Origin of the sequence: Leptothoe sp. EHU-05/26/07-4 (assembly GCF_043421015.1) — a bacterium.
GTDB lineage: Bacteria > Cyanobacteriota > Cyanobacteriia > Phormidesmidales > Phormidesmidaceae > Leptothoe > Leptothoe turfae.
In genome coordinates this window covers 469,142-480,975 of sequence record NZ_JAXSQV010000005.1, presented here as the reverse complement: position 1 = coordinate 480,975, position 11,834 = coordinate 469,142, and the positions used below count along the sequence as shown (strand labels likewise).

8 protein-coding genes are annotated in these 11,834 nt (G+C 46.6%); 6 read left to right on the top strand and 2 right to left on the bottom strand.

Features of this window, described 5'->3' with window-relative positions; all coding sequences use genetic code 11:
* The first annotated feature begins 261 nt into the window (after positions 1 to 261).
* From apcA to U2F10_RS20715, 4 genes are all read left to right on the top strand, one after another.
* Positions 262 to 750, top strand: coding sequence for an allophycocyanin subunit alpha (gene apcA, locus U2F10_RS20730; protein WP_006516220.1), 489 nt, complete (start codon positions 262 to 264; stop codon positions 748 to 750).
* 64 nt (positions 751 to 814) lie between these two features.
* Positions 815 to 1,300 carry an allophycocyanin subunit beta gene (gene apcB, locus U2F10_RS20725; RefSeq protein ID WP_006516221.1) on the top strand — a complete coding sequence of 162 codons (486 nt, stop codon included), beginning with the start codon at positions 815 to 817 and terminating at the stop codon, positions 1,298 to 1,300.
* 385 nt (positions 1,301 to 1,685) lie between these two features.
* On the top strand, positions 1,686 to 1,889 hold the full coding sequence (locus U2F10_RS20720) for a phycobilisome linker polypeptide (protein WP_006516222.1): 204 nt from the start codon (positions 1,686 to 1,688) through the stop codon (positions 1,887 to 1,889).
* A 183-nt stretch (positions 1,890 to 2,072) separates the two neighbouring features.
* Positions 2,073 to 3,482: a trypsin-like peptidase domain-containing protein gene (locus tag U2F10_RS20715; RefSeq protein WP_163702593.1), complete on the top strand. Its 1,410-nt coding sequence runs from the start codon at positions 2,073 to 2,075 to the stop codon at positions 3,480 to 3,482.
* 3 nt (positions 3,483 to 3,485) lie between these two features.
* On the opposite strand, the gene U2F10_RS20710 is transcribed toward U2F10_RS20715, so the two are convergent.
* Positions 3,486 to 3,674 (bottom strand): CAB/ELIP/HLIP family chlorophyll-binding protein, encoded by a 189-nt coding sequence (locus tag U2F10_RS20710; protein ID WP_163662447.1) that lies wholly within the window; start codon positions 3,672 to 3,674, stop codon positions 3,486 to 3,488.
* A 670-nt stretch (positions 3,675 to 4,344) separates the two neighbouring features.
* On the opposite strand from U2F10_RS20710, the gene U2F10_RS20705 reads away from it, so the two are divergent.
* The gene (locus tag U2F10_RS20705) at positions 4,345 to 4,743 is read left to right on the top strand and encodes an AbrB family transcriptional regulator (protein ID WP_006516225.1); all 399 of its coding nucleotides are present in this window, start codon (positions 4,345 to 4,347) and stop codon (positions 4,741 to 4,743) included.
* A gap of 344 nt (positions 4,744 to 5,087) precedes the next feature.
* On the opposite strand, the gene U2F10_RS20700 is transcribed toward U2F10_RS20705, so the two are convergent.
* Positions 5,088 to 10,502 carry a hypothetical protein gene (locus tag U2F10_RS20700; protein ID WP_499873165.1) on the bottom strand — a complete coding sequence of 1,805 codons (5,415 nt, stop codon included), beginning with the start codon at positions 10,500 to 10,502 and terminating at the stop codon, positions 5,088 to 5,090.
* Between the two features lie 623 nt (positions 10,503 to 11,125).
* Here U2F10_RS20700 and U2F10_RS20695 point away from each other — a divergent pair.
* Positions 11,126 to 11,830, top strand: coding sequence for a Crp/Fnr family transcriptional regulator (locus U2F10_RS20695; protein WP_006516227.1), 705 nt, complete (start codon positions 11,126 to 11,128; stop codon positions 11,828 to 11,830).
* Positions 11,831 to 11,834: the final 4 nt, after the last annotated feature.

The window sequence follows — 11,834 nt, the reverse complement described above, 5'->3', positions numbered from 1 at the left end:
CACTCCCTAAGAAGGTCAGCCGAATACCGGAAAATACTCTCGGAAGGTAGCTAAGCTGATAAAAGATTTCTCGAAATCTAAGCTGATATTTGGCATGCTTCAATCGTCGAATTAAGCATTGAATCGGCCCATAGGTTGCCTGCTTGATTTGATTTAGAGTGGAAATGAGACTGCTGTTACTTTTTAAAAAGGTGATATCAGTTTTTTCAAGGTGAACAGTGATAGTTTCACCTGAATATATTCTTTCGGAGGAATCCATAGATGAGTATTGTCACGAAATCAATCGTGAATGCCGATGCTGAGGCCCGTTACCTTAGCCCTGGTGAATTGGATCGAATCAAGGGATTCGTTACTTCTGGTGAGCGTCGTCTCCGCATTGCTCAGGTTCTAACTGAGTCCCGTGAGCGCATCATCAAGCAGGCTGGTGATCAGCTTTTCCAAAAGCGTCCTGACGTTGTTTCTCCCGGTGGTAACGCCTACGGTGAAGAAATGACCGCAACTTGTCTACGTGACATGGACTACTACCTACGTCTTATCACCTACGGTATTGTTGCTGGTGATGTGACTCCCATTGAGGAGATTGGTCTAGTAGGTGCTAAGGAGATGTACAACTCTCTAGGTACATCCATTCCTGCTGTAGCTGATTCAGTTCGCTTTATGAAGGGTGTTTCATCTTCTCTGCTATCTGGTGATGATGCTGCTGAAGCCGCTTCTTACTTCGATTACGTTGTTGGCGCGATGTTGGGTTAAGCGACTCGGTTTTCCCATTACGCTATTTAGCCACATCGTCAAATTTCACTAAGGAATTCAAATCATGCAAGACGCGATTACTTCTGTAATTAATTCTTCGGACGTTCAGGGTAAGTACCTTGATCAGTCTTCCATGGATAAGCTGGCTGCTTACTTCCAGACTGGTGAGCTGCGTGTTCGTGCAGCTACTGCAATCGGTGCAAATGCTTCCGAAATCGTTAAGGATGCTGTAGCAAAGGCTCTACTGTACTCTGACATCACTCGCCCTGGTGGCAATATGTACACCACTCGTCGCTATGCTGCTTGCATCCGCGACTTGGACTACTATCTACGCTATTCCACCTACGCTATGTTGGCTGGTGATCCTTCCATCCTGGATGAGCGTGTGCTTAACGGTTTGAAGGAGACTTACAACTCTCTAGGTGTACCCGTAGGTGCCACTGTCCAAGCTATTCAGGCTATGAAAGAAGTAACTGCTAGCCTTGTTGGCGCTGACGCTGGTAAGGAAATGGGTATTTACTTTGACTACATCTGCTCTGGCCTTAGCTAGGTCAAGCTCATGTGGTTTAGATTGGTAAAGCCAATCTAGCGCTATTTCGGAAGTCTGAAGCGAGTGTTAGCTGATCACAATCTGTCTATGCTGAGGGATTATGACAGCTGGTCATTGGTTATCGGACTTCCGAATTTTTAACTCTATGGTTAGCATTTGGGTTCTTGTTACAAACATCCTAAGGACTAAGTCATAGACACATCCATCTATTTGGGCAGTTTGAGACTGAACACCTAGCAACGTTAAGCAGTGCTAGTTTGACTCTCACTCAGCTGATAGTTAGCCCAATTAATCTAAAGCAAAATAAACATTGCTCCAGTTAATGGGCCTTTCGCAATTGATTTGAAAAATTAGTTTTTGTTTAAGAGTAGGAGACATCTCTGCTATGCGTATGTTTCGGATTACTGCCTGTGTGCCGAGTCAATCTCGCATTCGCACCCAGCGCGAGCTACAGAATACTTTTTTTACTAAGCTCGTTCCCTACGACAGCTGGTTTCGCGAGCAGCAGCGAATTCAAAAGATGGGCGGCAAGATTGTCAAGGTAGAACTGGCAACTGGTAAGCCTGGAGCTAATACTGGTTTAGCCTAAGGTCATACACCCAACAGCTTCTATTACTAACTAAAAAGGGAGCAACTTAAGTTGCTCCCTTTTTAGTTAGTAATGTTTACGTAAGCGGTCGGGAAGCTCTTGTGAAATCTTATCTGGGGTTACCGGAATCGTTTGATAGTTACGAGTATCTTATAGGAAACTTCCCCTTCTGCTGAAAAAGCAATGACATCCATTTTTCTGAAATCCTTTTCAGGTGTTTTAGCCTGCACCCTGGGTCTAAGTGTTCTTGGAAACACACCGTTTACCTTGCACCAAGGGATTCCTGCAGCACAGGCTCAAGGATTTAATGAAGAAACGAATGTCCGGGTATATCAACAAGCTAGTCCCGCAGTCGTGGCTATTGATGCAGGCAACAGTACTGGCAGTGGCAGCATTATCACCCAAGACGGTTTAGTACTTACAAACGCCCATGTGGTTGGCACTGCCAGCCAAGTTACTGTCAGCCTGGCAGATGGGCGTCAGTTTCCAGGTCGGGTAATTGGATATGCTGATGAGAATTTGGACTTGGCCGCTATTCAAATTGACGTTGAAAATACAACATTTCCCACTATTCCTTTAGCTAATAGCAATGCTCAAGTAGGACAGCAAGCGTTTGCAATTGGGAATCCCTTTGGGCTACAAGGAACGTTTACAGTGGGCATCGTCAGCCGTATCGACGCAGAGCGCGGATTAATTCAAACAGATGCGGCCATTAATCCCGGTAACTCAGGTGGCCCTTTACTCAATCGCAACGGCGAACTCATTGGCGTCAATACATCTATTTTTACAACGGGGGAAAACGCAGGCAGTATTGGTATTGGTTTTGCGATCGCAACACCCCAAATCACCCCTTTCATTGCGGCTGTTAGAAATGGCACGGCTAACACAACTGCATCTCGCCAAAATCGAACGATGCAAGAGCCCTCACCCATTGCCATTGACGGCAGGGCGGTGCTAGGTCGCCTTGATAGCAACAGTAATCTTTTACCGGACAATAGCTATTTCAATGCCCATACGTTTGAGGGCACAGCCGGTCAGCGCATTAGCATCGCCATGAGTAGCAATCAGGTTGACGCTTACCTGTTACTCTATGGCCCAAATCAAGAATTTTTAGGCGAAAACGACGACGCTGGCAATAGTCGTAACGCCCGTTTAGATATTACCCTCCCCGCCAATGGCACCTATTTTGTATTCGCCAATTCTTATGGAGCCAGTGAGCAAGGAGACTATCAGTTAAGCATTAGCAATCTGACAAATAATGGAACCAGCCATAGCAATACCTATCTATTGAGCGAGAATGGGAGCTTAAGCACGCAGGATGATCGGCTGACGGACAACAGTCTCTATGATGAATACTATTTCAATGGTCAACAGGGACAAGATGTGACCATTACCCTCACAAGTCAAGATTTTGATGCATATTTACTACTCATTGACGAGCAGGGTAACAAAATCGCTGAGAATGACGACACGGCACAAAACAACAGCGATGCAGCGATTCAGATAAAACTACCCTATACCGGTGAGTATCGAATAATTGTTAATGCTTATGACCAAACTGGACAGGGGCAATATCAAATGAGAGTTCAGTAGACTCTAAGGCAACCCTATCCAGGTAAAAAAATCTTGGCGTGTAAATAACTCCAGCAACAATAGGGCCAAAAAACCCACCATTGCAAAACGACCATTAACACGTTCAGCATAAGCAGTCCAACCAAAACCGGGCGCATCGGCGGATGTCTCTGGAGTCGATTGTGACGTATCGGGCTCTAGTGGTTTAGACATATCACAATCAGAAAAATAAAAAACAAACAAAAGGCCAATGCTACAAATCTAGAAAACATTGGTCAAAAAGCTTCACCATTCTATCGAAATGATAGCCAATTCCATAGCACCCAGTAACTATCACTAGTGTAGCTACAAATCAATTACCTTTGTAGGGTAGAGAAATTAGTTGCTGAACTATTAACAGCTAGCACATTATTACAGTTGATAGGCTTCGTTTATATCTTTAATAAAATCCAATCAACCTCTTAGCAAAAATTAGATTAAAGCTTTTTAGCCAAAATTAGACATAGCCAAACTAGTTTTTTTCTAGATAGAATAAATACGTTTTAGAACAACACAGTTAAAAAATTCACGTCAAGAACCTATCAGAGGTAAGATGCAAAGAATATACAATGACAATAATTTGTTAGTATCACTAGAGTTTGCATATTAGATGCAACTGTAGTCAGAACTGTAGTTTTTTGTAGAGAAAACTCAGAGTTTCAATTTAGATGGAGCTTGGGGTTTAAGTACTCCTAGATAAACAGGTTTTACGTCTGTTATAATCAGGTCCTCTCACTAATAATGAGATCTACACAACTCGAATATTGAGAGTTATATAGTTCTAATCCCATTAATTCACCGACATCGCCTCTTTCTAGATCTAACCATTAATTCTTCAAATCCGATGGCTGATACTAAAACCACGCCACTGACAGGGAAAGCGCTGCTTCAGAAAATGAAGGAAATCACCCATCTACCAAAGCGAGAGAAAGCTAAGGAGTGCGGGTACTACAGCATTACTAAGGACAATCAAGTCAGGGTAAATCTGACTGATTTTTATGATGCTTTACTAGCTGCTAGAGGGATTCCTCTAGGACCAGAAAGTACTAAGGATGGTCGCGGACGTGAACCGACTTATCGAGTGAGTGTACACAAAAATGGTCAAATTGTTATTGGGTCTACTTACACCCAAGAAATGGGGTTAAAGCCAGGAGACGAGTTTGAAATCAAGCTGGGTTATAAGCATATCCACTTGATTCAGTTGGGTGATAATAAGGATGAAAATGATGAGGATGAGGATTAAGCATTGAGCATAGGTTTAAATTAGAATCTAGGCGTGTATTCAGTGTTATTCGTATCCGACCGCATACACCTGTTTAACAGTTTGCAAAATATTTAGCAAAAGAAACGGAGTAATTAGCTAATTACTCCGTTTCTTTTATTAGGATTACAAGCACAAAAAACATTTCTACAGATTTTGAGACCAGATGCTTGTTTTTATCTAAAAAGTTGAAATAGTCAAGATAAAATCATTACCCTGCACAAACTATTACACCCGTCATAGCTGCTTGCCATAGCTGGGAAAGGGGTATTCAATCAGCTCAATGACTGCTGTTCTTACCGTCTGCTGTTGCGATCAGGGACGGTTTAAGCCAAGACTTCAAGATGAGCAATCAACGGCTCGTCAAGGGTTTGTACCTTATTAACCAGTAAGCGATTGACGTAAGCACGCAGCTGTTCAGCTTGCACTTCATTAGGAATATACATCTGCCCACCTGACTCAGTAACAGTTTTACTAAATAGCGGAGTTTGTAGCAGTGCACGATAGGTAGGTAAATCAGCAGTGCGATCGCAAATCAACCCTCGATCTGCCGCTGTCGGCACCAACCCAGGAGGCAAGTGGCCTTCTAACAGGGCCAAGATATGCAAGTGACAGGCTTGGGTATTGATACCGCGCTGTTCTAGCAAATGCATAATGGCTCCGACAGGCAACGGCTGCTGTGGAAAGACCCGTAGCAATTCCATAAGCAAAAAGTAATCGCTGTACTGCTGGCGCGTGACATTGAGCACCTGGGGATAGCGAGCCAGATTCACCAAGCCATAGGCAACACGGCTACAGCTATGGGGAAGCTCACTGGCATAGGTATCTTGAATGATCGTGGCATTGGGGAATTTTTGTCGCAGCCAACGGGCAATGGCTGGCAAAGATGCTGAACCACCAGTGCAAATCACCTGTTTAATGCCTTGGCTATCAACACTATGATGACTCAATAAAACATTCAGATAGCGATTAATGCGCTGAATGTAAGGCAAAAAGATGAGGTTCTCAAGATGACGGCGTTTAATTAACCAGTGCTTCCCAGCCAGGGTTATTTGCATTTGGTTTTGCTGCTGTAGGGTCAGCTTGAGATGACGTGCCGCCGCTAGCAAACTCTGGCCTAAACTAGAGCCTAACAAACGCTGCTGTAAGCTATAGCGCTGAGCCCAATCAACATGTCCCACCGCCGGTAGCGTTAGATTGTCGAACTGCTGCCAGTCCGCATCCTCTGCCAGATGGCCCTGCCAATCCCAGGCAATGGTTGCATCGGCTTCAGACAAAGGTTGCCAACGCTCTTCTGGCAATAGAAGCTGACAGACAATATCTTGGTCCAGGGCATCCCCTGCATAGGCAAAACCGCGCAGAGCAAAATCAGCATAGTTGAGATGAGTCAGATCCTTAGGTAGGCTAACTAAGCCTAATTCGGTCATAACGGCTCCGCCGCTGATGACCACGGTACCTTCCTGCCACTTACAGTTGTACAGGCTAGGTTGGCGCGACAGCGAAACTGTTTCTGTTAAGGATATTTCCTTGGGGTCTGGCAGGCCAGAAAGAATGGTTGCGATCGCATCCTCAACAAACACAATCTGCTCAGGTTGGTCAATCAACCCAGCGGCCAACACAGCTTCTCGTAGATTAAAGCTGTAAGTATCCGGCCAATTGGTAGGGTAACCAACGATGACTCCCTGCAATTTTTGCCAAATCTGCGCGAGACCCTCATCCTCTAAACCGACAGCCTGGCCTTGATCCACAACATATTTCAGGAGCGCCACCATCGCCTGTAAAACCTGCAGCATAGGTAACTCAACCGTATCGGACCAGCGTAACCAAGGATCAGAATTAGGGAGAGTTTGACCATGGCCTACGGCCACCTTGAGCAATGGCTTGAGACGATTAAGACCCACCAATTCTGCACCAGATTGATTGAGCAACCCCTCCAAATCTCCCAAGGCGTTATAGCCCACAGCCACGGTTTCCTGAGCTGCCGTCACAACCGCCATGGCGGGCAACCGAAAATGCTTAGTCTCTGGATCAGCGCCTTGGGCCTGCCAATAAATGGGATAAACCTGACCAGTTTGACGGTTCATGAGCACCGCAGACAGACCGGTTGAGCCCACATCCAGTCCCAAGAACCAATGCCCTTCCAGATCCATTGCAGACACTGGCTCGGGAGGCATAGTGATGGGTGCCTCTGGCATCTCAACCGCCTCTGACGTCTCAATGGTCGAGTCAGCAATGGGGTCAATCGTCATGCCCACATCTAAAAGTTCTGGCACTTCTGGTATCAGACCCTCAGGGGATACATCAGGGGATGTCTCAGGAGATATATCCGCATCTAGACCCAATGCCGCTAATGGGTCAACCGTCGTCTCCTCCTCTTCGCTCCCCGGCATGGCTTGATCAAGCGCTTCTAACTCGGGCACCGACTCTCCAAACAGCTCATCTAAGCCACCTAAATCAAGACTTTCCTCTGCCACCATTTCCTGACTTGGCAGAGGAAACTCCTCATCTAGTCTGAGTAAGCCATCTAAATCATCCACAGAAGATATCGAAGCAGCATCCAACGGCATATCAGTCACATCAGCCGCTTCCTCAGGTTCATCCAACATTTCTTCAATGTCTGCATCCGATACCTCCGGACCAGCCACTTGAGCCGCCAAGGATTGAGGGCGCTCCTCGTCAGCCATAGTCTGCCAAAAGGCTTCCTGTTCCTCTTGTAAAAAGTCATCGTCAACCGGTGGCACCGCATCTAGATCGTCATCATCCAAAGAATCCGGAGGTAAATCTGGCATAGAAGCTGAATCTAGATGCGGCTCCGTGGAATCTACAGTAGGCACGATTAAGGGGTCATCTGGCTGAATGACAGGCTCTTCCAAATCTGAGAGGATTTGATTAACCACCTCATCCGTAATCGGTTCTTGGGATAAAGCATTAGAGCGTTCGCTAAGACCACCCAGCTCATCAGCAAGAGAGTCAGTTAATCCATCATCAAAATCGTCAAAATCACTCAAATCATCGGTCATGGGCTCTGCCATTAGCCCCAAGAGATCTAAATCTTGAGAATTAGCTTCAGAACCTGTGGCTGTAGATGAGGTGATGGCAGCTACATCTAGCTCATTGGCCGATGGATCGTCAACATCATCATCTGTGGCAAACCCCTCAAATAGGTCAAACCCTGACCTTTCGTCACTGGGTGGTTGCACCAGCGAGGCAGCCGCTTCATCAACACTTTCAGCATCAGGTAGACTGGATGCTGAAAGCTCTGACGCCTCTATATCTATTGAAGCTACTGGCTCATCTTCGCCACCAGCCTCGGAGTCAGCATCAAAATCTAAATCCTCTAAATTTAGATCTCGAACAATGGTTTCTAACGTTGCTTGATCTAAGGGTTCAAGAGAGTCATCTTCCTCTACACCATAGTCATTGGCAAAGTTATCCCCTGCCAGTTTCTGTAGATCCTCATCCAGCTGCTCCACTAGTTTGCCATCATCAAAATCGATTAATAGGCGCTGCTCAGCCCCCGACTCCACCAGGTTGATTAAATCTTCATCCGCTGAGGCCGCAATATATACATCATCTGGAACATTCTCTGGGAACTCTTCAACAGCGCCTGAGGGTTGCTCATCGGGCAATAGATCGAACAAGGAAGCAACCGTATTGTCATCAGGCCCTTCGTCGTTCAGATCATTTTCATCATCAACCAGGCTATCGCCAAATATCGTTTCGACAGTTACCTCAGGAGTAGCTTCTTGGCTATCTTCCATGGGCCTGGTCATCGCTGATTCATCGCTACTTAGGTTATCCAATAGCTCCGAAGGTATTGCAGCACTATCGTCTCCTTCAGTCGAGGAACCCTCAGGTGAGGGGCGGGCAAATAGCCAATCATCAACTAACTGACCGGCAGCCGACATATCTGTCTCAGATGAGGGAGGCTCCGGAATAGCAATGGTCGTTGGGTCAAAGGTAGGTACATCATCGAAGGCCTCAGACCCTGAAACATCGTCAACGCCGACTGACTCCTCTGGGAATAGTGCTGCTGCCAAGCGATCAACAGTCTCCTCTTCTGAGGCTTCATCCACAACTACGTCAGATTCAACTGGTTCTTCTGGAAACAAGGCCGCTGCCAAGCGATCAACAGTCTCGGCTTCGGCCTCCTCTTCGTCGGTTTCCAAGCCTAAGTCGAGGTCTGTATCAAAATCAAAACTAAAGAGTTCGTTTTCAGCCTCTGCAGCCGCCAATCCGTCTTGATTGAGTTCATCACTGGCTTTGTCGCTGTCTATTAGTTCGCCACTGTCTGCGCCTAAAGCTAACAGTCTAAGATTTTCATCAATATCACCTAGGGGCAAGTCCAGGTTCAGTGAGTCAGAGCCGATGTCTACCCCTGCATCGTCAGAGGCCGCTGCAGGCGTTGCTTCTGTAGATGTTGAATCCTCGCTTAGCTCTATAACGTCGTCACTATCGACAAATGTGGCTTCAGGGGCCTCTTCGGAAGATGAGATTGCCTGCTCTAGAAATCCTAGCTCAGAGGTTTCGTCATCTTGAATCAGCGTGATTTCCTCATCCAGATCAACCTGAATATCTGCAACCAATTCGTTATCGGCTTGGATAACGGTAATATCCTCGTCAATATCCCCATGAAAGGCCATAGCCTCCTCCAACAAGGCTTGCTCAGACAAGGTATCGGTTTGGATCAACGTAATGTCGTCGTCAAAGTCGTCTGCTGCTTCAGATGCGATCGCATCCTCAGGTAACACCAAGTCAGGATCAAGTTCCAGGGGAACAGTCACTGCATCCTCGGCAATGCTTTCCTCTAGTGACAAATTCTCTAAAGCCTGATCCAACTCATCTAGCTGGACAGCATCTAAATCAACCTCAGTTGTTACAGAGTCCTCTGGGTCTTGCAACATTCCTTGGCGTTCAGCATCGGCGATATCACCAGCCAGGTAAGACGACGCATCCTGCCCCAGCTGTTGAGCCAGATGATTCACAAAGGCATGGAAAATCACTTCACCCTGCCGACCTAACCCATGCATTTGATCCAGACCATCTTCCAGGGACTCACGGTAGCTATCAACGCTCTTTTGCAGAGAATCAAATACCGCTGTCAAAGTACTATCTAGCTTTAGTAGCAGCTGATCCGATTGCGCCTGTAGCAATCGCACCTGTTCCAGCCGCTGCCCTGTTAATAAGGGTGCTGGTTCATCCGTTGTTGCTAATTGCTCCAAGGTCGCCGCTTCCATAGCAGCAAAGCTCTGCACCATCTGCGCTGATAGCTGCTCCTGTAGACGCTGCATTAAGGTCTCTAAAAATGCAGCAATCTGCTCCTCGGACTGTAATGGAGTCGTAACCCGTTGCGCTTCTAAAACGTTAATCTCTGCCTGCAAACTATCCCGCTTCTGCTGAAGTGTCTCTAACTCCTGACGCATAGGTTTCAGAGAGTTGTCTCTGAGATAGCGCATCTCCAGCAGGAGTCCTTGCAACACTTGGGACGCAGACTCCTCCACATCTGAGGAGCCAGCCTGTGGCGAGACAAACTGACCGGTTTCTGGGTCAATTGGCCCCCACCCCCCTGGCGAATCAAAGGTCTGCTGCAGGGATTGTAAGTAGCTGAACAACTTACTCAGAAGCTGGCGCTGCCGCTCAGCTTCTCCTGACAAACCCAACGGCAAACGGGAAGCTGGTTTGGCCAGGGTAGCTTCAATTTCAGTAATAAGACGTTGGATTTGATCCTTTTGAGAAGTCACAGTGCGGCCTTTCAACAACAAACTCTGCAGGGTGGAGAATATTCAGTTCGAATACGAACAGAACCGCTTCTACCAACGGAATGCCCAAAGTGTAAAGCAGGCTGGCTTAAAAATCACAATTTCCTCCTATCTACAGACTTATAGGGAAAAATCCTGACGAAGCCATCGTGGCTTATGTATATCAAAATGGCTGTAACACCTACAGATGGATGCCATCCTAATCGATGCACCCAGACCTAACGCCCCAGTTGTGAAGTTACGTTAACCGTTTTTTGACGTTAGGGGGATGGTGCATTCGTGCTGTACCCTAATTTAGGCAAACCAGAGTCAAATTAAAAACAAACTAATCCTGCATGTTTCGGTAAGGTAACGTTTTAACGATTAAGCTATGTAAGCTATGGGTTGATATAAAGAGCCTAAAACTTTAGCGTCTGGGATCGTAGCCTCTAGTGTTTACTGAATATTCCCAGATATCATTGAGGTCTTGCGGGTTTTAGCCATTCTCTTAGCAAGCTAAGAATTTCCAAAGCCTGCAACTAACTGGTCTATAGCCAGAAAACTAGCCTCTACCGTTGATTTTTTATCGTCATAATTGAGTCCACCCAACCGTGGCTTCTCCCCCTATGGATAGTAGATACGGTGCCCGAGATAATTCAGCTAGCGAAAGTCTGATTGTAGCGGCCCCCTTTTTCAAGGACTTACCTGAAGCTACGGTTAAACAAGCAACCGCCCAGATCGTGACGCGCCGCCACCCTGCGGGCCAAGTGTTGCTGTTGGAAAATGACTGGGGCAACTCGGTTTATTTCATTTTGGATGGATGGGTCAAAATTCGCACTTATAACCTTGATGGGAAAGAAGTCACCTTAAACATTTTGGGTAAAGGTGAATTATTTGGTGAAATGGCTCCCTTAGAAGAAGTGCCACGATCGACAGATGTTATTACGCTGGCAACCACGATGATTGGCAGCATGCCAGCCCAAGATTTTGTTAGCCTACTTAACACTGAGCCTCAAGCAGGCATTCGGCTAGCGAAGTTAATGGCACGACGGTTACGTCAGGTGAACCGTCGACTGCGATTGCGAGAATCCGATAGCCAATCCCGCGTTGCCGATGTTTTACTGTTTCTGGCAGACGGACAGGGGACCCTCGGCTCCCAGGGGGTAGAAATTCCTAACCTGCCCCATCGTGAGCTCAGCAGCTTGAGCGGATTAGCGAGGGAAACTGTAACTCGTGTGCTCAGCAAACTTGAAAAGAAGGGGCTGATTAATCGGGAACGGGACGTGATTCGTATCCCTTCGATCGATGCCCTAGACCGCCTACTTGTCTAGCCAT